The following is a 19577-nucleotide window of genomic DNA, read 5'->3' as shown; positions in this document are numbered from 1 at the left end:
GGCGTTCCTTGTGTGATCAGGCACTTTCGCTGTTCTGGGCGACAAACAGCACCACTTGCCACGGACTGCTGGTCAGCTTCGCGGCGGGGGCGGCGATCACCAGTGGCAGTTGCGCGTCGAACCACGCGCCTTCGGCAGTGATGACAAACAGCCGCGTGTCCTCGCCCACGCTGTAGGCCACTTGCTCGCTGCGGTTCATCACTTGATGAGGCAGACCGCTCATGCGCTGGCGACTGAGCAGCGAGATGTGTGGTGCCGAGGCGATGATCGCGCCGCGCAACCAGTCAATCGCAGCTTGCTCGCTGGCGCCGTTTGGCATGCGCAAACCGATGACCAGACGCTGGCTCGGTTGCTCATCGGGCAACTGAATGGAAAAACTCTGCTCGCTGCGTTCGAACGGCAGGCTGCGATAGCCGGCGCGGATCAGTTCGAGGGTGCTTTCCAGCCACTGGAGCATCGCGTCGTAACCGCGCTGCAATTCGAGAAAATCCAGCGGTGCAAACGCCGGCACGCCCGCCAGCGGATCAAGCGCCGACCATGCACCGGCCATTCCGAGCAGTTGCACATAGAGCCTTTGCGGCTGGGCAATGCGGCTGTTCAGCGAACCTTCGACTTCCGGCAAGCGTGCCCATAGCGCGGTCAACTGCCGACGGATTTCCAGCGCATCATCCTGATTGCCGGCCTGTTGCGCCTGACGCAAGCGCCCGCCCAGAAACAGACACTTCTCCCGAGCCCGCGCGCAGAGCCCGGCGATGCGTCGACCGAGCACAGATTCGGGCAACAGGATCGGCGTTGGCGGCGTATAACCCAGCGCCAGGAAGCCTCCGCCCTCCTTGCGGATTTTCAGCAGCGGCAGGCAGATCGAGTCGGCTTTGTTCAGTTGTGTGCACAGGCGTGGATTGGGTCGCCACACCGTGATCGATTCAGGGAATTGGCCGCTGGTGAGATCCGGCAGCGCCTCGCCGACGACCGATTGCAAACGGCCCTTGAGCGGCAGCAATTGTCCGGCGCGCCACATCGGGCTGATCGCCAGGAACACAGTGACCGTGGCGTCGTCAGTGGCGTTGATCGCCGCGCTGACATCAAGCTCCAGCACTGGGCCCACACCCGCCTGCACATCCACCGGCAAGCCGTCGGGCATCGTCCCTTGCAACGACACCACCCGCACCACGCCGGCGCTCAGTGCCGACGGGTCAAATTCCATGTGGCTGACGCCCCAGAACCACGGGTTACATGCGTGCGCCAGATGCGCGCCGAGTGCTTCGGCCCGCAGCCCCTGCAACTGAAAATGCTGCGGCAGCAATTGCATGCCTTCATGCCAGCAAACCGCGTCAGGTAGCAAACTCATACGACTCCCTTCGACCTCGCCGCGATCCGGCGGCGGACGGTGTGTTTCAGTTTTCCTGACTGACCAGGCTCATCTCGCGACTGTCGAACTTCAGCCACGCTTGACGCTGATCATCGAGGCGCAAGCGGTGCGCTCCGGGAGTGTTATAGCTGGCGAAGACCAAAAGTCCAGCCGCCTTCTTGCCCCCCAGCGGGAAGGGTTGGTGGTCGATAAATTGCCCCGGCACCAACTCCAGCCCCCACACACTCATCAACTGACGATAGTCGCGCTGGTACTGTTCGCGCTCGGCAAACCACTGACTGGCGCTGATACCGGACAGTTGTTTGAGCAGATCAGGGTCGTTGACGGCGATGAAATCCACGGCAATCGGCGTGTCGTCGTTGGCCTTGGGGGCTACGTCGAGGGTCAGGCTGTCGAGGTCCACCGTCGGCTCGAAGAAAGAACAGCCCGCCAGAAGCACCAACAAAAACGCTACAAAAAATCGTCCGCACAAAATGAATTTTCCTTTTCTCGGCCGTGTCCAAAAATGTTTTTGCTTGCATTTTTATAGACCTGTTCTAGCGTCTTGGGTAGTTCGGTTCCTACAGCCGAATCCAAGAAGGTTTGTCAAAGGAACGACAGCTCATCTGCCACCCTTTCTAACCTACGGTCCAGCAAGGGAAAGCGATGAACGGGCCACCCCGATGCATTGCGCCCGCTCATCGCATCGGAGTCCGCCGACATGGCAGAAAGTACTCAGCACAAGCTCGACCGGGTGCGCCCGCCCCGAGTGCAAATCACTTACGACGTCGAAATCGGCAACGCCATCGAGAAAAAGGAATTGCCATTGGTGGTCGGCATCCTCGCCGATCTCTCGGGCAAACCCCTTGAGCCATTGGCGAAACTGACCGAGCGGCGTTTTACCGAAATCGACCGCGACAACTTCAACGAAGTACTCGCCTCGATCGCCCCGCGCGCCACGTTGCAGGTCAACAACACCCTCAGCGGCGACGACAGCAAGCTGAACATCGAACTCAACTTCAAGCACATCGACGACTTCGACCCGGTCAAGGTAGTGGAGCAAGTCACGCCGCTGCGTCGCCTGTTCGAGGCCCGCCAACGTCTGCGTGACCTGTTGACCAAACTCGACGGCAACGATGACCTGGACAAGCTGTTGCGCGACGTCATCGCCAATACCGAAGGCTTGCAGGAAATCAAATCGGCCCGCCCAGACACCGCTACCCCGGCAACTGATGCCGAGGCGCCGGCCGAACCGCAAGCCTGATCGTCCACTTAACCGAGGGGAGAATTCGCCATGCCCGCCGCCGCCAAGAACCAAGCCAGCGACAGTACAACCGAGACACTTTCCCTGCTCGACCAGATCATTCTCGACGGCCGTATGGCCCACGATGACAGTCAGCAGGATTACGCCCGCGACATGCTCGCGGAATTCGCCACCCAGGTGCTCGACGAAGGCATGGCCATCGACAAGGACACCGTGGCGATGATCAACGACCGCATCAGCCAGATCGACGAGCTGATCAGCGCCCAGCTCAACGAGGTGCTGCACCACCCCGATCTGCAAAAACTCGAAGCCTCGTGGCGTGGTCTGCACATGCTGGTGCAGAACACCGAAACCAGCACCCGGCTGAAACTGCGCCTGCTCAACGTGACCCAGAAAGAGCTGCAGAACGACCTGGAAAAAGCCGTCGAATTCGACCAGAGCGCCCTGTTCAAAAAGATCTACGAAGAGGAATACGGCACCTTCGGCGGCCATCCCTTCAGCCTGCTGGTCGGTGATTTCACCTTCGGCCGTCACCCCCAGGACATCGGCCTGCTGGAAAAACTGTCGAACGTCGCTGCCGCTGCGCACGCGCCATTCATTGCCGCCGCCAGCCCCCGGTTGTTCGACATGAACAGCTTCACCGAACTGGCGGTGCCGCGCGATCTGTCTAAAGTGTTCGAGAGCCAGGAGCTGATCAAGTGGCGCTCGTTCCGTGAGAGCGAAGATTCGCGCTACGTCTCGCTGGTGCTGCCGCACTTTCTCCTGCGCCTGCCTTATGGCCCGGACACCTCGCCCGTGGAAGGCATCAACTACGTCGAGGACGTCAACGGCACCGACCACAGCAAATACCTGTGGGGCAATGCCGCGTGGGCGTTGTCACAACGCATCACCGAAGCGTTCGCCAAATACGGCTGGTGCGCGGCGATTCGTGGCGCTGAGGGTGGCGGCGCAGTAGAAGGCTTGCCGGCGCACACGTTCCGCACCAGTTCGGGCGATCTGTCGCTCAAATGCCCGACTGAAGTGGCGATCACCGACCGCCGTGAAAAAGAGCTCAACGATCTCGGTTTCATTGCCCTGTGCCACAAGAAAAACAGCGACGTCGCCGTGTTCTTCGGCGGCCAGACCACCAACAAATCCAAGCTCTACAACACCAACGAGGCCAACGCCAACGCGCGCATCTCGGCGATGTTGCCGTACGTGCTCGCGGCCTCGCGTTTCGCCCATTATCTGAAGGTGATCATGCGCGACAAGGTCGGCAGTTTCATGACCCGCGATAACGTGCAGACCTACCTCAACAACTGGATCGCCGACTACGTGCTGATCAACGACAACGCGCCGCAGGAAATCAAGGCGCAGTACCCGTTGCGTGAAGCACGGGTGGACGTCACCGAAGTCGCCGGCAAACCGGGCGCCTATCGGGCCACGGTGTTTCTGCGGCCGCACTTTCAACTCGAAGAGTTGACCGCCTCGATCCGCCTGGTCGCCACGCTGCCGCCACCGGTAGCTGCCTGACCTGCGGCCCCCGCCGCCCGTGCGGCGGGGGCTGTCCTTTATCTAGCGCGACACCTTTCAGGAGTTTCAAGCGATGGATGCAATCATTCTCGACCTCGGCGGCGACATCAAAGGCGACAGCCTGCTCGAGGGTTACGCGGACAAGATCGAAGTCATGTCCTACAGCCACAACGTCGCGATGCAAGTCACCAATGACGTCAGCAACTCGGAGCGCACTTCCGGTAAACCTCACGTCGGCGAGTTCACCGTGACCAAATTCGTCGACACTTCGACGCCGTCCCTCAACGAATACTGCTGTGCCGGCAAGCCGATTCCAGAAGCCAAGATCACCATCGGCCGCAACGCCGCCGAAGGCAGCGGGCAACTCTTGCCGTTCATCATCTACACCCTGACCAACGTGGTGCTGTCGAACGTCAGCGTCAGCGGCGGTACCGGAGGCAAACCGGTGGAAACCGTTTCCCTGAACTTCACCAAGATCAAATGGGAACTCACCGCGCAGAAGGACGACGGCACCAAGGAAGGCACCGCCGCGTCGACGTGGGACATGGCCGCCAACAAGCTGGTCAGCTAACCCGGCGCCCCGGCCATGGCAGGCACCGGCATGCTTCCCCCGCTGTTCGAACGCCTCGCATCCAGCGAGGCTGAGGGCGCGCGGGAATTTGATCGCCAGGATTTGCTCGACTCGGTGCACGCCGAGCTCGGGCGCCTGTTCAACACCCGCCGTGGCCCGCGCACACTGACCACACCCCCGAGCGTGATCGACTACGGCGTCGCTGACTGGAGCGCTCTGCAACAGCAGCGCAGCGACGACCGACGTCGACTGGCGCGAGACATTCGCGAAGCCATTACACATTTTGAACCGCGCCTGCGTCTGGGCGATGTTCAGGTCAATCCGTTGCCCGAACACCCGCAGCAAATGAGCATTCGCCTGCTCGGCGAGTTGCGCAGCGGCCACCAGCACTGGCCGGTGGCGTTTGTCATCGAGCCTGGCGGCCAAGGGCTGGAGGTGCGCCATGAGCGACTCGATTGACCCGCAACTGCTCGACTACTACCAACGCGAACTGACCTGGCTCAGGCATGCCGGCAGCCAGTTTGCCGAGCGCTATCCAAAAGTCGCACGGCGCTTGGAACTGTCCCCCGGCGAATGCCCGGACCCGCATGTCGAGCGATTACTGGAAGGTTTTGCGCTGCTGGCGGCGCGTCTGCAACGACGACTGGACGATGACTACGCCGAGTTCAGCGACGCACTGCTCGAACAACTTTACCCGTTGGCCATGCGCCCGTTGCCGTCCTGCGCCATCGTGCAATTCGAACCGGATCCGAGCAAAGGCAACCTCGACGAAGGCTATCCCCTGCCCCGCGACACGCCGTTGTTCGTCACCACCAGCAAAGGTGAAAGCATCCACTTTCGCACCAGTGCTGCGGTACTTTTGTGGCCGGTTGAAGTCACAGAGGCCTTGTTGCTTGGCAGCGATGAAGCCCAAGCCCTAACGGGTGTGGCGCAGTCTCGCTCAGCGTTGCGCCTGAGTCTGCGCTGCCTGGGTGACAGCCAATGGGCGGAACTGGGCATTGAGCAGTTGCGTATTCATCTGGCGGCTTCGCCGGTGATCAACGCGGGGCTGTATGACTTGCTCGGCGCCCATGCAGTGCAGGTGCTGGCAGGGTCGCCGGGCAGCGTTCCGGTGACCGTTGAAGGCTTGCCGAAGATCGTCGGTTTCAGCGACGACGAAGTGCTGCTACCCGACGAAGACGGCGTGCATCCGGGCATGCGTCTGCTGGCCGAGTACTTTGCCTTCCCGGACAAATTCCACTTCTTCGATCTGCCACTCAGTGGCGTTTCCAGCGACAGTCAGACGCTGTATCTGTACATCGTTTTCGACCGTGCGCCCACCAGCCGCCTGCATTTGCAGGCCAGCGACATCGCCCTCGGTTGCGCCCCCGCCATCAACCTGTTCCCGCGCACCTCCGAGCCGCTGCGCCCCGATGGCACCCGCAGCGAATACCGCTTGATCGCCGACAGCCACCGCGAGAACAGCGTCGAAATCCACAGCATTCGCGGCATGCGTGCCAGCTCCAGTGCCGGCGTGCAGCGCCTGCCGGCGTATTACGGCAGTCAGCACAGCGGCGGTGATCAACAGCGTTACTGGCATGCCCGGCGAGTCAGCGGCATGACCCCGAACCGGCTCGGCAGTGACCTGCTGGTGAGCGTGGTCGACACGCGTTTCGAGCCGCAAACGGATCTGCCCGACTACAGCCTCACTGCCGAATTGCTCTGTACCAATCGTCATTTGGCTCAGAGCCTGGCCGCCGGCACACCGCTGGGCTTCGAACGCCCCGGCCCGGTCGCGTGGGCACGCCTGCGCAATCCGCCAAGCCCGCAGAGCATGCCGCGACTGGACGGTGATTCGCGCTGGCGGCTGGTGTCGCAACTGACCCTCAATCACTTGTCGCTGGTCGAGGGCCCGCAGGCACTCGACGCATTGAAAGAGATTCTGCATCTGCACAACCTGCGTGACGAAGCCAGCGCTTTGCGCCAGATCGAAGGGTTATTGAGCCTGAGTTGCGAGCGAGTGATCGGCCATGTCGGCGTCGATGCCTGGCGCGGTTGGCGCAATGGTCTGGAGGTGCAACTGCAGCTTGATCCGCAGCATTTTGTCGGCAGCAGCGCAGTGCTGTTTTCGGCAGTGCTCGCGCAGTTTTTCTCGGTGTACGCCACGGCCAATCGCTTTGTGCGCACGGTGTTGATGCAGGCCGACAAGGAGGTCAAGGCATGGCAACCCCAAGCCGGCATGCCCCTGTCGCTCTGACCCTGAGCCAACGACTGCGCCGCGATCCGCAAGCGTTCGAGTGGTTGCAGGCGCTGCTCTTGCTGGAGCGCGAACAACCACAGGCCGAAACCCTCGGCAGCGGCACTTCGCCCCAAGCGGAGGCCTTGAAACTGCGAGGACCGTTGACGCCGTTGTTTCCCACCAGCCAGATCGAAAATCTGTGCGAAGAGCCCGGCGAACCGCTGACCCTCGACACGCCGATCTTCGGCCTCGGCGGCCCCGACGGCCCGCTGCCCTACGCCTATCAGGAATGGCTGCAACAACGCGCCCGGGCCAAGGATCATGCGCCGGCCGAATTCCTAGATCTGTTTCAGCATCGCCTGCTCAGCCTGCTGTACAAGGTGATGCGCAAACACCGGATCGCTCTCGGTTTTGTCACGCCGGGTGCTTCGCCGGTACAGGCGCAACTGCGCGCACTGACCGGTTTACTGCCCAAATCCTTGCAGGAACGCCAAGCGGTTCCCGACTGTGCGGTGTTGGCCTGTACGGCGTTGTTTGCCGATGGCCGCCGCTCACTGGCCGGGTTCGCCGCGATTGTCCGCGAGCAGTTTGAAGTGCCGGTCGAACTGAACGCTTATGAGGGTGCCTGGCGCGAGATTCCGCCCGCCAGCCGCAGCGTGATCAAACCCGGTGGACGCAATCTGCAACTGGGGCGCACGGCCGTGGCCGGCATTCGCGTCTGGGATGAACACGCTGGCATTCGCCTGACGCTGGGGCCGTTGCTGTCGGCGCAGGCCGGACGTTTCCTGCCGGACGGTGAGGCGCACCCGGCGCTGGCGAGCCTCGCCGCGTTGTACTTCGGGCCAGACCTGGATGTCACGCTGGTATTGCTGGTGCGCGGTTCCGGGCCGATGAAACTGGGGCGTCAGGCCCCGGCGCTGTTGAGTTGGAACGGTGGTTTGCAACGTCAGGCCAGCCTTGCAGTGCAACGCATCGAAACCCGCCTGCGTCAGCTGGAGATCACCTGAAATGGAACTGGCCAGCCTGATCGGACGCCTCAACCCGGACAACCGCCGCGCCCTCGAACGCGCCGCGCAACGGTGCCTGCAACGCGGGCATCACTTTGTCGAGATTGAGCATTTGCTGCTGGAGTTGCTGGATATCGAGGGCGGCGACTTTGCCTTTTTGCTGCCGCGCTTCGGTCTGGAGCGTGATGCGCTGAGCGCTGAAATCAACAAGGCGCTGGAACTGTTCAAGGCTGGCAGCACGCGCACGCCAGCGCTGTCGTCGCACACCTTGGGCTTGCTCGAAGATGCGGTGGTGCAGGCCAGTGTGCTGGGACTCGACAGCATTCGTTCGGGGCTGCTGCTATTGGCGTTGATTGACCGCGATGAGCGCCGCAGCCTGCTGCTCAACAGTGCCTCGTCGTTACTGCGCATTCCCAAAGAAGCGCTGCGGGCGAACTTGCTGGAGTGGACCGAAAACTCCCGTGAACATGTCGGCCCACGTTCCGCGGTTTCCTCTGGACATCCTGCGCCACGACAGGATTCGGTGCTGGATCAATACACCCAGGACCTGACCGCCGACGCCCATGCCGGGCGCATCGATCCCATCGTGGGTCGCGATGGTGAGATTCGCCAATGCATCGACATTCTTTTGCGGCGCCGGCAGAACAACCCGATTCTGGTCGGCGCACCGGGCGTGGGCAAAACCGCCGTGGTCGAAGGCCTGGCCCTGCGCATCGCCGCCGGCGACGTGCCGCCGTCGTTGCAGGAAGTCAGTTTGCGCGTGCTTGATCTCGGTCTGTTGCAGGCCGGCGCCGGGGTCAAAGGCGAGTTCGAACAACGGCTCAAAGGCGTGATTGACGCGGTACGCAGCGCCGACAAACCGATCATTCTGTTCATCGACGAAGCCCACACCCTGATCGGCGCCGGCGGTGCCGAGGGCGGCAGTGATGCGGCCAACCTGCTCAAACCGGCATTGGCCCGAGGCGAGTTACGCACCCTCGCCGCGACCACGTGGATGGAGTACAAAAAATATTTCGAGAAAGACCCGGCCCTCGCCCGCCGCTTTCAGTTGGTTCAAGTGGAGGAACCGGACGAAATCACCGCCGTGGAAATGCTCCGCGGTGTCGCCGCCAAACTTGAACAGCACCACGGCGTGCAGGTGCTCGATGCGGCGATCCACGAAGCGGTGAAACTGTCGCACCGCTACATCTCCGGCCGTCAGTTGCCGGACAAAGCCATCAGCGTGCTCGATACCGCGTGCGCCCGCGTTGCCCTCGGCCAGCACGACGTGCCCCCACCACTGGAAAGCCTGCGCCACCGGCAAAACAGCCTCAAGGATGAAGTCGAGCGCTTGCGCCGCGAACAGGCCACGGGGCTGGATCACCGTGAGCGCATTACCCTGCTGGAAAGCGAATCTGGCGGCAACGTTCAAGCCATCCGAGAACTGGAAACCCGTTGGGGTGAAGAGCGTGTAGCCGTGCGCGAGCTGCTCGACACTCGTCGTGAGTTGCTCGACTTGAGCGAGCGCGCCGACAGCGACAAACCCGACGAAGCGACTGACAGCCGCATCGATCATCTGGCCGCTGAACTGCTGCGTCTGGAAGCCGGTCTCGATGCGATTCGCCAGGACGATCCACTGGTGCCCGAGCAGGTCGATACCAAAACCGTCGCCGCCGTGATCGCCGGATGGACCGGCATTCCTGTCGGCAAAATGCTCGCCGACGAAGCCCATGCCGTGCGCACACTTGGCACCCGCATGGGCCAACGCGTCATGGGGCAAAGCACCGCGCTCAACACTATCGCCCAACGCTTGCAGGCCTATCGCGCCGGCCTCACCGACCCGCAAAAACCGGTCGGGGTGTTCCTGCTGGTCGGCCCTACCGGCGTCGGCAAAACCGAAACCGCTTACGCGCTGGCCGATGCGTTGTACGGCGGCGAACGCAACCTGATCAGCATCAATCTTTCCGAGTACCAGGAAGCCCACACCGTCAGCCAACTCAAAGGCGCGCCGCCCGGTTATGTCGGTTATGGCAGCGGTGGCGTGTTGACGGAAGCGGTGCGGCGCAAACCCTATTCCGTGGTGTTGCTCGATGAGATCGAGAAGGCCCATCCCGATGTGCTGGAGGCGTTCTACAACGTTTTCGACAAAGGCTTGATGGAGGACGGCACCGGATTGGTGGTGGACTTCAAAAATACCGTGATGCTCGCCACCAGCAATGTCGGTGCCGAGTTACTGCTCGACACGCCCGTGGCACAACTCGGCTGCGAAGCCTTCAACGAAGCCCTGCACAAAGTCCTGCTACAAGCCTTCCGCCCGGCATTTCTGGCGCGCATGACCGTGGTCGCGTATCGACCACTGGATGAGGCGACACTGGAAGGGATTGTGCTGGCGAAACTTGAGAAGTTGCGCGGGCGCTATAAGGCGGCGACCGGCAAGCAGTTTGAGTTTGATGCGGGGATTGTCAAAGCCGTGCTCGCCAAGTGCAGTGCGGCGGGTGCGCGGGATGTCGAGAATGTGTTGATGACGCAAGTGACGGGGAAGTTGGCGGAGTGGGTGTTGGAGTAGTCCCCATCGCCCTTCGCCGATGTACGAAAACCGTGATGAAAGGAAGGTACTCTTCCAAAACTGACAAGGATAATGTCATGAAAAAAAGCCTGAAATTACCGATGAGTCTGCTGGGAGCCTGTGTCGCAATACCGTTGTCCGCACCAGCGGACACCCGACATTTGGAAAACGAGTTGGTGGGCAAGGTGTCCTTCCTGACCTCTACGGTCGAAAAACTCAATGGCGCGAACTTGCAGATTGACCCCTTTCTGACCTCGCCCATTTCCCCGCCGCCGAACTACAAGGGGCCGCTGTTCACACTCAGCCATGATTATCCGACCCAATTACCGACCGGCACTTCCTTCCCGTGGAGCAAGACGACCGGCAACGGCAAGATCACCCAGGCCAACGCCGGTGCCTACGTTCAGGCGCTGAAAGATTACGTCTCCCCGGACATGCGAAAAATCGTCTACGACTACACCAACTGGAACTACAAGGGCAGCGGCTGGTACGACTCGATCTGGCTGGGCATAGAGCGTGAGCCCATTCGTGGCGTGTATGTCGGGTCAGGGTTTCCTGCCGGCACACTGACGGATCAGACCCTGCCCGTGACCACTTATGTGCTGACACTGTACGACACCCGTGCGGCGAAAACCCTCGGCGATATCTGGGGCAAAACCCCTGAACGCGCAATGAATCCGGTGCTGGAAACGAGCACCACGCAGTTTGCCGAAGGCAGCGTCATCATCAAATTTGCCATGGTCAGTGCCTGTGGCAGCGATTGGGCCCCCATGGAAGGCGCCGCCCAATGGGAAATCTACGCACCGGTGAACACCAGCAATGGCAGCGCGCTGAATAAAACACAATGCGTCGGCAAAGACTTCAAGGGCACCACCACTCAACCGGCGATGACCAAGGTGTCGCTGATGCAGTTCGACATCATCGTCAAGGACAGTGTCGCGGCCCCGCAAACCGGATGGGTGTTTTCGACCCTGGTCTACGACAAGAACGCGCCGGGCAAAGACGCCTGGGACAAGATGATTCCGCTGGGCGCCACCTGGGGCGGTAACCCGGACGTCATCAACACGGCGCCAACCGCGCTGACGCCGCCCGTCACGGTCAATCCGAAGCTCAGCGAAAACTGGATCAATCCCCAGTCGCCGGCTTATTCGGTCTCAACCCTGGGATGGGACGGCCGATTGTCAGGCCCGAACGACGGTGCCGTCGTGACACCAGCCTGGACCGGTTCGCACTATTACCCGGCCGGTCTGGCCAGTGCCGGATGCCTGGGATGCCACAGCAGCGCCCAATATCCGATGACCTCGTTCTTGCTGCCCACCTCCAGCCAGCCACCACAAACCATCGATCCGCCACTTTCGGGCAGCGACCCTGACGCGGCACTGGTCATGGCCGAACCCGGATCGAAACTCTGGATGAGCTGGTTCCAGAGCCGCGACGGCAAGACCCCGATGGGCCCCGACACCTCAGCAGGTGCAAAACCGGTGGCGCTGGATTACGACATGGTCACTGCGTTCAAGGCGATCCCGATGTGGCAGCAGGCCAAGGCCGCTGAGGCTAAAAATGCCGGGAAGTGACTGAATCAAAGGGGACGTATCCACGGGGACGGATGGGTGTTGGCCGTTTGCCAGACAAATAAATCCGTCCCCTTTTTAAGAGATAGGCTTTCAAGGGAGTGCGTGACGTGGCCGAGTATGTATTCACCGTGAAGTTGCCAGCCGCTCGCAGTGGCGGAACACCGGATTGTGATAAATGGACCTTCCACCACGTGCTGCCGTGGAAATATTTTTATTGCCTTGGCAGCCTGCTCGGGTATTACCAGACGGCGGTGATCCTTAACTACAGCCAGTTGACCGGTGGTCCCCCCGATGTAGCCAACCGCACGACACTCAATACCAAGTTCAAGGACATCGTCCAGTGCAATAAAGAGATCACCTTGGTGAAAAGCCTGCTGGGTATGGTTGAGGCACAGAGGTTGCTCAATGGTCTCACGCGGACATCCAACGGGGTGGCCGATCGACTGGCCACGGAAACCGTTTCCGCCAATATTTCCAAGTTGTTCGTCGAATGCACCAGCCCGGTGTTCGGCGGTTTTCCAGGCATGGAGGGCAAGCAGCGCAACGACGATCCTGAATCGACCATGGAAAAGAACCGACCTTTCAACGGCAATGCCACATGGTGGTCGGCGCTCCAGGCCATCGGGGCAAAACTCGAACTGTCCAGTTACTGGGCACCTAACGAGCGAAATGGCTGTAAGGACATCAAAAGCGCCGGTTACGGCGACAAGGTGAAGTTCAAACTCACTGACGCGCATTTCAACGATGAAATCTTCGCCCACCTCAGAACACTGGTCACCCCCGGTTTCAACACCACAGTGCTCCCGTTCGATGCCAAATCCTGGCTCAGTCACTACAACGGCTCGACATGGTCGTTCAACATCACCGACAACCAGTTTCAGGTTCCCGAATATGGAGCCGATCTCTCGGGCCTGCGCTTCTCGGTATCTACGATCGACAGCCATGCCGGGCGGAAAAAACATGTGGCGTTCACCCGTTGCCCCACCATCAACAACGAAATGAACCAGCTGCGGCCTACCAAGGAGACATTGAAAACGTTGAACAACCACGCCTGAAAAAATCAGCCGGATGACAAACGCTTTGCAGCAAAGAAGGTCCTAGTCATGAGAATCGGAAGCTTCAATGTCGAGAAAAACGGCAAGTCCTCAACGTTGGACAAACAGACTCAGGTCGACGTTTTTGTCTACAACTGTTGCTCAAGCAATTGCTGGAACGCCGACATTGTTTTCCTGTGCGAAATACATTCGGCGCAAATCGACAATTACCGACAGAACCTTGCGGCCATATACCCTTCCTACAACGTTTACTCTTTCACGGGAGGCTATTCCAACGGCTATATCGTCATGGTCAAAGGCTTTGAAGAACTGCGTGTAATCAGCCAAGGCAGCCTGTTTGCCCTCAACAGGGATCTGATCGCCGTGGAAGTGCATGGTGTCGGGGGCTATACCGGTTACGTGTTCCTGGCGCACTTCAAATCCGGACAAAGCGGGGTGACCAAGAGCCAGCTCAAGTCCTGCACCGCTCTGGGCGGTAAGTGGGTGGCGACGGGGGACCTGAACCTCGACTACAAGAACGTTGGCAAACTCGACAGCGCCGGACTTGCCTATGAATGTTGGGGAGGCCTGCAAACACAGAATAAGGGCGGAATTCTCGATTGGGTGCTGGCGTCGGCGGATGTAACTGTGACGCCTGTTGACCTCACCGGGCTGGCGCAAGTATTCGATATGTCTGGCCCCGACCACCGACCTATTCTGTTTGACGTCACCGGTTGAGTTCACCCTGCACTGTCAAAGAGGATCGTCGATGCCCCGCTCCACCGACAGCAACACCACCCTCTCCCTCACCGCTACCTCGCTGTCGGCGCTTTATCCTGAGTCATTGTCCGGCGATGAAGCGCTCAATGTGCTCGGCTCGCAAACCCTCAACGGCCTCAACGACGGCACCGCCCTCACCCTGACCAGCGCCGTTGCCAGCCACGTCACGACTACCCTGCACAACGACGCGCAACTGCGTCCGTTCGATGCGCTGGTCGCTGAAATCCGCCAGCTCCCCGCCGACGCCACCGCCGAGCGCTATCAGCTTGTACTCAGGCCATGGCTCTGGTGGCTGACCCTGGCCAGCAACAACCGCGTGTTCCAAAACCTCGCCACCTCGGACATCGTGACCACGATCTTCAACGCACACGGCTTCAGCGATTTCAAACTGTCGCTGACCGGCAGCTACACCCCACGCGAATACTGTGTGCAATACGGCGAAACCGATTTCGCCTTCGTCTCGCGGCTGCTGGAAGAAGAAGGCATTTTCTGGTTCTTCACCCACGACGACGGCAAGCACACGCTTGTACTGGGCGACAGCAACGACGCTTTCGTGCAGATCCCTAATGGGCCGAAGGTCAAGTATCTGGGCCAGCAAATGGGCGGGCGCGAGCTGCACGGCATCCGCTCAGGCCAGGTGTGTTTGCAAGCGGTGGCCGGGGTGTACAAGGCGACGGATTACGAGTTCACAACGCCCGCCACTTCACTGTACGGCCAGGCCGAAGCGGTCGCCGGGCCGCGTGCGATCTACGAACATCCGGGCGGCTACAACACCAAGGCGCGCGGCGATACGTTGACCAAGCAGCGCGTCGACGGTTTGCGCAGTGAAGAAAAACGCTTTGTCGGCGAAAGCGACTGTCGCTGGCTGATTCCGGGGCACTGGTTCACCCTCGACGGCCACGACGATGCAAGCCTGAACATCGATTGGGTGGTGACGCGGGTCACCCATGACGTCAGCCATGAAAGCTATCGCAACCGTTTCGAAGCGATTCCCAAAGCCACGCCGTTTCGCCCGCAACGGGTCACACCAAAACCGCGCATGCACCCGCAAACTGCAATTGTGGTGGGCAAGTCCGGCGAAGAAATCTGGACCGACGAATACGGCCGGATCAAGTTGCAGTTCCCTTGGGATCGTGATGGCAAAAATGACGAAACCAGTTCCTGCTGGGTGCGCGTGGTGTTGCCGTGGAGCGGCAAGGGCTTCGGTATGCAGTTCATCCCGCGCATCGGTCAGGAAGTCATCGTGACCTTTATCGACGGCGATCCGGATCGGCCGCTGGTGACCGGGTGCGTCTACAACGGCGACAACGCCCTGCCCTACGCCTTGCCGGCCAATCAGACGCAATCGGGGATCAAGACTCAATCGTCAAAGGGTGGCGGCGGTTTCAACGAACTGCGCTTCGAGGACAAGAAAGACGCCGAAGAGGTGTTTTTGCAGGCGCAGAAAGATCTGAAGATCAACGTGCTCAACGACACCACGGCCACCGTCGGCCACGACGAAACCCTCACCGTGCAGAACGCCCGTACCCGCACGGTCAAGGACGGCGACGAGACCGTGACCCTGGAAAAAGGCAAACGCAGCGTGACGATCCAGACCGGCAGCGACACGCTCGATGTGAAGGACAGTCGCACGGTAAAAGTCGGCGCTGACCAAGATCACAGCACGGGCGGTAATTACACCGACAAGGTCACGGGCGATTACAGCCTGACCGTGGACGGTAACCTGACGATCAAAGTCAGCGGCACCCTGACCCTGCAAAGTGGCGGCAGCTTCACCATCAAGAGCGGCGCCGATCTGGCCACTTCGGCCAGCACCTCGATCACCCACAAGGCCGGCACTGCCTTGACCAATCAGGCCGGTACATCGCTGGACAACAAGGCCGGAACCACCCTGACCAACGATGCCGGGATCAGCCTGACCAACAAGGGCGCGGCCTCGCAGACCGTGGACGGCGGCGGCATGCTGACCATCAAGGGCGGGCTGGTGCAGGTCAACTGACAGGGAGCAACCATGGCGATCACACCGCTGGACTTGCAGCAGACTGACAAGCAGCTCAAGGGGCGTTTGCAGGACGGTCAACTCGATGGCCCGTTGCAAATCAAGGATGACGGGCGCAAGCAGGCCGATTTGAATTACAGCCAGGGCGAGTTGCAGGGTACGTCGCTGCTCTATCACCCCAATGGCAAGGTCTCGGCGCAGATGCCGTTTGTGCGCGACAAGCTGCAAGGGGTTGCCAGTTTTTACGCGCCGCAAGGTTTTTTACAACGCAAGGCAACGTATCGGAGCGGGTTGTTGCACGGTGAGGCGTTTAATTACTTTACAGACGGGCAAGTGGCCGAGGCGGAGTTCTATCGCGATGGCGTGCGTGAGGGACGCTATCAGCGCTTTCATCCCAACGGCAAACCGGCGGTGCAAGCGCGGTATATGAATGGGCAGTTGATCGAGCCGGAGCAAGGATTCGCCGAGGATGGGCGGCCGTTGGGCGCGGATGGCAAGCCGATTTCGCGGGTGCGCTGGTGGTATCAACGCTGGATGGATCCGCAGCAGGCCTGACGTTTCAGGGTGTATTGACTGGCCCTTTCGCGAGCAAGCCCGCTTACCCATTGGAATGCAATCAAACGTGGGAGCGGGCTTGCTCGCGAAGAGGCCGGTACATCCAACGCAACAATCAGGGAATCAGCATCTGCATCTGCCCCGGCATGACGATCTTGATCACCCCCGCCCAGGTGCACATCAACGTACTGTTGGCATCGATCGCTGGCATCCCGCCGAGCAGCAAGGTCGGCGCGCCGCCGGGAATCCATGGCGAAGCGGTTGCCGGAATGCACGGCATCGGCGTCAGTACGCCCAGCGCAGCAGCGGTCGCGGCCGCCACCGTCGGATTGGCCATGCTCATGCACACCCCGAACGGCAGGATGTTGACCAGCGGAATGTAATCCATGATGTTCGCCGCCGGCATCCCGCCGGTCAGCGTGCGATTGACCGGCAACACGTTGAGCGCCGACGGTGCGGCGCCGAAGCTGCATTGCAAAGTGGCAGTGGCACAGACTTGCGGACAGCCCATTTCCCGACTCCTTGTTGGACACGGCATACCCGCTAAACCTTAGCCTGCTGCGGCCCACCCTGCACATTCCCAAAGGTGATTATCCGGCAACACGCTAACCTATAAGACCGACCCGCGCTTGTGACCGCCCGAGCGCCCCATTAGATTAGCCAATGATGTCTGGCCTCCAAAATAAGCAGAAGGGATAAGCATGGCGCTTACTGACCAGTCCACCCGTATCCGCTCTGGCGAAGAACTCGATGCCAGCCTGATTGATCCGTACCTCAAGGCACACATTCCGGGCCTGAGCGGCTTGCCTGCGATCAGCCAGTTTCCCGGCGGCGCGTCGAACCTGACTTACCTGCTGGAATACCCCGAACAGGAGTTCGTGCTGCGCCGGCCGCCGTTCGGTCACAAGGCCAAATCCGCCCACGACATGGGCCGCGAATTCCGCATCCTCAATCAATTGCGCGACGGTTTTCCGTATTGCCCGAAAGCCTACGTGCACTGCACCGACGAATCGGTGATTGGCGCCGAGTTCTATGTGATGGAACGGGTCAACGGGATCATCCTGCGCTCGGAACTGCCGCCGGAACTGGGTCTGGATTCAGCGAAAACCGAGGCGCTGTGCAAGAGCTTCATCGACCGTTTCGTCGAACTGCACCGTGTCGATTACAAGGCCTGTGGTCTCGGTGATCTGGGCAAGCCTGAAGGTTACGTTGCCCGCCAGATCAAAGGCTGGAGCGAGCGCTACGAAAAAGCCTTGACCCCGGACGCACCGCACTGGGAAGCGGTCAAAGCCTGGCTCAACGACAAGATGCCAGCCGACCACCCGACGTCGAGCATCGTCCACAACGACTACCGTTTCGACAACGTGATCCTCGACCCGAACAACCCGATGCAGATCATCGGCGTACTCGACTGGGAACTGACCACCCTCGGCGATCCGCTGATGGACCTGGGCAACACCCTCGCCTACTGGATCGAGGCGGGCGACCCGGCGCCGGTGCAACTGATGCGCCGCCAGCCGAGCCACGCCCCGGGCATGCTGACCCGCCGCGAGTTCGTCGACTACTACGCCGAACGCTCAGGCATCCAGATCGACAATTTCGACTTCTACTACACCTACGGCCTGTTCCGTCTGGCCGGGATCGTGCAGCAGATCTACTACCGCTTCTACCATGGCCAGACCCAGGACAAACGCTTCGCGCAGTTCATTCACATGAACAAACTGCTGGAGCAGATGAGCTTGCAGGTCATTTCGAAATCGAGCCTCTGACGGCCCACACCCAGGAACCCTTATGTCCAAGACTCAGTTGTTCGACCTCGACGGCAAGATCGCTTTCGTCTCCGGCGCCAGCCGTGGCATCGGTGAAGCCATCGCCAAACTGCTCGCCCAGCAAGGCGCCCACGTCATCGTTTCCAGTCGCAAACTCGACGGCTGCCAGCACGTCGCCGACGCCATCATCGCTGACGGCGGCAAAGCCACCGCGGTGGCCTGCCACATCGGTGAAATGGAACAGATCAGCCAAGTGTTCGCCGGGATCAAGGAACAGTTCGGGCGTCTGGACATTCTGGTGAACAATGCCGCCACCAACCCGCAGTTCTGCAACGTGCTGGACACCGATCTCGGCGCGTTCCAGAAGACCGTCGACGTGAACATCCGTGGCTACTTTTTCATGTCCGTGGAAGCGGGCAAGCTGATGCGCGAAAACGGTGGTGGCAGCATCATCAACGTCGCCTCGATCAACGGCATCTCACCGGGGATCTTCCAGGGCATCTACTCGGTGACCAAAGCGGCGGTGATCAACATGACCAAGGTATTCGCCAAGGAGTGCGCGCAATTCGGCATCCGCTGCAACGCCCTGCTGCCGGGCCTCACCGACACCAAGTTCGCCTCGGCGCTGGTAAAGAACGACGCGATTCTGAAACAGGCGCTGACGCAGATCCCGCTCAAGCGTGTGGCCGACCCAAGTGAAATGGCCGGTGCGGTGCTGTACCTGGCCAGTGATGCGTCGAGCTACACCACAGGCGTTTCACTGAACGTGGACGGTGGGTTCCTGTCCTGATCCTGGCGGTCAATCAATAACCCTGTGGGAGTGAGATTGCTCGCGCCCACAGGGGATCTGTATCAGGCCAAGACCCTTGGCAATTGCCCGCCGACATTCAACACCACCCTGCCCACCTGGCCTGCCACCGGCACAATCCACCCAACCCGGGAATTGCGCCCCACCGGCGCTATTGGGTGATGCAACGGGTAGTGGTGATGTGACGAGTCACTTGCCCGTCGGCATACACATCACCGGCTACCTCAGTGTTCTCGAGGACCTGGCAGGTACGTTCCGGCGGCGGAGGTGGCATTACCGGTGGCGGTGGCGGCGCACTGGCACAACCGGCCAACAGCGCCACAGAAAAAACCAACGACAACGGCGAACACACGCGTTTCCCAAGATTGTTCATAGGACGACCCGCGAAAAGAGAGACAAACTCCCGCGACCAAACCGAACACGGAAGACCTGACCACTCATTCTTTATAGCCGAGCCCCTCGCAAGCGCCAGTAAACCGGCCACATCAGGGAAGATTGGCTGTCGATTTTGCGTTGAGCTCCCGGCGCAGATAGCGATTAGAACCTGCTTCGCCAGTCAGGTCGCTTTCGTGAGCAAGCCCGCGCCCACAGGG

General features: G+C 60.6%; 18 protein-coding genes. 14 read left to right on the top strand and 4 right to left on the bottom strand.

Annotated elements, in window-relative coordinates; all coding sequences use genetic code 11:
• Positions 1-16 precede the first annotated feature (16 nt).
• Positions 17-1348, bottom strand: a complete 1332-nt coding sequence (gene tssK / locus ACIOU6_RS16105) for a type VI secretion system baseplate subunit TssK (protein ID WP_401137801.1) — start codon at positions 1346-1348, stop codon at positions 17-19.
• Between the two features lie 46 nt (positions 1349-1394).
• Positions 1395-1841, bottom strand: a complete 447-nt coding sequence (locus tag ACIOU6_RS16100; protein ID WP_221732668.1) for a type VI secretion protein — start codon at positions 1839-1841, stop codon at positions 1395-1397.
• A 228-nt stretch (positions 1842-2069) separates the two neighbouring features.
• Between ACIOU6_RS16100 and tssB the strand changes: the two genes are divergently transcribed.
• The 12 genes from tssB to ACIOU6_RS16040 all read left to right on the top strand — a co-directional run bounded on the left by tssB (position 2070) and on the right by ACIOU6_RS16040 (position 16407).
• Entirely contained in the window at positions 2070-2612 is a 543-nt protein-coding gene (tssB, locus tag ACIOU6_RS16095; protein WP_221732669.1) for a type VI secretion system contractile sheath small subunit, read from the top strand.
• A gap of 30 nt (positions 2613-2642) precedes the next feature.
• The gene (tssC, locus tag ACIOU6_RS16090) at positions 2643-4124 is read left to right on the top strand and encodes a type VI secretion system contractile sheath large subunit (RefSeq protein ID WP_221732670.1); all 1482 of its coding nucleotides are present in this window, start codon (positions 2643-2645) and stop codon (positions 4122-4124) included.
• A 73-nt stretch (positions 4125-4197) separates the two neighbouring features.
• Positions 4198-4695, top strand: coding sequence for an Hcp family type VI secretion system effector (locus tag ACIOU6_RS16085; protein ID WP_221732671.1), 498 nt, complete (start codon positions 4198-4200; stop codon positions 4693-4695).
• A gap of 15 nt (positions 4696-4710) precedes the next feature.
• Positions 4711-5154: a type VI secretion system baseplate subunit TssE gene (gene tssE, locus ACIOU6_RS16080; RefSeq protein ID WP_401137795.1), complete on the top strand. Its 444-nt coding sequence runs from the start codon at positions 4711-4713 to the stop codon at positions 5152-5154.
• Positions 5138-6931, top strand: coding sequence for a type VI secretion system baseplate subunit TssF (gene tssF / locus ACIOU6_RS16075; protein ID WP_401137792.1), 1794 nt, complete (start codon positions 5138-5140; stop codon positions 6929-6931). Before tssE ends, tssF begins: the two co-directional genes overlap by 17 nt.
• Positions 6895-7920, top strand: coding sequence for a type VI secretion system baseplate subunit TssG (gene tssG / locus ACIOU6_RS16070; RefSeq protein ID WP_401137789.1), 1026 nt, complete (start codon positions 6895-6897; stop codon positions 7918-7920). Before tssF ends, tssG begins: the two co-directional genes overlap by 37 nt.
• Before the next feature lies 1 nt (position 7921).
• Positions 7922-10465 (top strand): type VI secretion system ATPase TssH, encoded by a 2544-nt coding sequence (tssH, locus tag ACIOU6_RS16065; protein ID WP_221732675.1) that lies wholly within the window; start codon positions 7922-7924, stop codon positions 10463-10465.
• Positions 10466-10542: 77 nt separating this feature from the next.
• Positions 10543-12039 carry a hypothetical protein gene (locus ACIOU6_RS16060; RefSeq protein WP_401137785.1) on the top strand — a complete coding sequence of 499 codons (1497 nt, stop codon included), beginning with the start codon at positions 10543-10545 and terminating at the stop codon, positions 12037-12039.
• Positions 12040-12137: 98 nt separating this feature from the next.
• Positions 12138-13094 carry a hypothetical protein gene (locus ACIOU6_RS16055; protein WP_401137782.1) on the top strand — a complete coding sequence of 319 codons (957 nt, stop codon included), beginning with the start codon at positions 12138-12140 and terminating at the stop codon, positions 13092-13094.
• Between the two features lie 48 nt (positions 13095-13142).
• Positions 13143-13811: an endonuclease/exonuclease/phosphatase family protein gene (locus tag ACIOU6_RS16050; protein ID WP_221732678.1), complete on the top strand. Its 669-nt coding sequence runs from the start codon at positions 13143-13145 to the stop codon at positions 13809-13811.
• Between the two features lie 31 nt (positions 13812-13842).
• Positions 13843-15852 carry a type VI secretion system tip protein TssI/VgrG gene (gene tssI / locus ACIOU6_RS16045; protein WP_401137779.1) on the top strand — a complete coding sequence of 670 codons (2010 nt, stop codon included), beginning with the start codon at positions 13843-13845 and terminating at the stop codon, positions 15850-15852.
• Between the two features lie 12 nt (positions 15853-15864).
• Entirely contained in the window at positions 15865-16407 is a 543-nt protein-coding gene (locus ACIOU6_RS16040) for a toxin-antitoxin system YwqK family antitoxin (protein ID WP_401137776.1), read from the top strand.
• Between the two features lie 115 nt (positions 16408-16522).
• Here ACIOU6_RS16040 and ACIOU6_RS16035 read toward each other — a convergent pair whose 3' ends face one another.
• Positions 16523-16918: a DUF4280 domain-containing protein gene (locus ACIOU6_RS16035; RefSeq protein ID WP_221732681.1), complete on the bottom strand. Its 396-nt coding sequence runs from the start codon at positions 16916-16918 to the stop codon at positions 16523-16525.
• Positions 16919-17108: 190 nt separating this feature from the next.
• Here ACIOU6_RS16035 and ACIOU6_RS16030 point away from each other — a divergent pair, with 190 nt between their 5' ends.
• A complete protein-coding gene (locus ACIOU6_RS16030; RefSeq protein WP_221732682.1) occupies positions 17109-18176 on the top strand; it encodes a phosphotransferase family protein in 1068 nt (355 codons plus the stop codon).
• 22 nt (positions 18177-18198) lie between these two features.
• Complete coding sequence (locus ACIOU6_RS16025) at positions 18199-18966, top strand: SDR family oxidoreductase (protein WP_221732683.1); 768 nt, start codon at positions 18199-18201, stop codon at positions 18964-18966.
• 169 nt (positions 18967-19135) lie between these two features.
• Here ACIOU6_RS16025 and ACIOU6_RS16020 read toward each other — a convergent pair whose 3' ends face one another.
• The gene (locus ACIOU6_RS16020) at positions 19136-19357 is read right to left on the bottom strand and encodes a hypothetical protein (RefSeq protein ID WP_221732684.1); all 222 of its coding nucleotides are present in this window, start codon (positions 19355-19357) and stop codon (positions 19136-19138) included.
• Positions 19358-19577 lie beyond the last annotated feature (220 nt).

The organism is Pseudomonas sp. NPDC087615, assembly GCF_044743445.1.
GTDB classification, from domain to species: domain Bacteria; phylum Pseudomonadota; class Gammaproteobacteria; order Pseudomonadales; family Pseudomonadaceae; genus Aquipseudomonas; species Aquipseudomonas baetica_A.
Note: the sequence above shows the minus strand (reverse complement) of the source record. Positions and strands in the feature narration are given on the sequence as shown.

Excerpts from the sequence above, each read along its gene's own strand:
- tssK (WP_401137801.1), bottom strand. The coding sequence starts at position 1,348 with ATGAGTTTGCTACCTGACGCGGTTTGCTGGCATGAAGGCATGCAATTG.
- tssB (WP_221732669.1), top strand. The coding sequence starts at position 2,070 with ATGGCAGAAAGTACTCAGCACAAGCTCGACCGGGTGCGCCCGCCCCGA.
- tssC (WP_221732670.1), top strand. The coding sequence starts at position 2,643 with ATGCCCGCCGCCGCCAAGAACCAAGCCAGCGACAGTACAACCGAGACA.
- ACIOU6_RS16085 (WP_221732671.1), top strand. The coding sequence starts at position 4,198 with ATGGATGCAATCATTCTCGACCTCGGCGGCGACATCAAAGGCGACAGC.
- tssE (WP_401137795.1), top strand. The coding sequence starts at position 4,711 with ATGGCAGGCACCGGCATGCTTCCCCCGCTGTTCGAACGCCTCGCATCC.
- tssF (WP_401137792.1), top strand. The coding sequence starts at position 5,138 with ATGAGCGACTCGATTGACCCGCAACTGCTCGACTACTACCAACGCGAA.
- tssG (WP_401137789.1), top strand. The coding sequence starts at position 6,895 with ATGGCAACCCCAAGCCGGCATGCCCCTGTCGCTCTGACCCTGAGCCAA.
- tssH (WP_221732675.1), top strand. The coding sequence starts at position 7,922 with ATGGAACTGGCCAGCCTGATCGGACGCCTCAACCCGGACAACCGCCGC.
- ACIOU6_RS16060 (WP_401137785.1), top strand. The coding sequence starts at position 10,543 with ATGAAAAAAAGCCTGAAATTACCGATGAGTCTGCTGGGAGCCTGTGTC.
- ACIOU6_RS16050 (WP_221732678.1), top strand. The coding sequence starts at position 13,143 with ATGAGAATCGGAAGCTTCAATGTCGAGAAAAACGGCAAGTCCTCAACG.
- tssI (WP_401137779.1), top strand. The coding sequence starts at position 13,843 with ATGCCCCGCTCCACCGACAGCAACACCACCCTCTCCCTCACCGCTACC.
- ACIOU6_RS16040 (WP_401137776.1), top strand. The coding sequence starts at position 15,865 with ATGGCGATCACACCGCTGGACTTGCAGCAGACTGACAAGCAGCTCAAG.
- ACIOU6_RS16035 (WP_221732681.1), bottom strand. The coding sequence starts at position 16,918 with ATGGGCTGTCCGCAAGTCTGTGCCACTGCCACTTTGCAATGCAGCTTC.
- ACIOU6_RS16030 (WP_221732682.1), top strand. The coding sequence starts at position 17,109 with ATGGCGCTTACTGACCAGTCCACCCGTATCCGCTCTGGCGAAGAACTC.
- ACIOU6_RS16025 (WP_221732683.1), top strand. The coding sequence starts at position 18,199 with ATGTCCAAGACTCAGTTGTTCGACCTCGACGGCAAGATCGCTTTCGTC.
- ACIOU6_RS16020 (WP_221732684.1), bottom strand. The coding sequence starts at position 19,357 with ATGAACAATCTTGGGAAACGCGTGTGTTCGCCGTTGTCGTTGGTTTTT.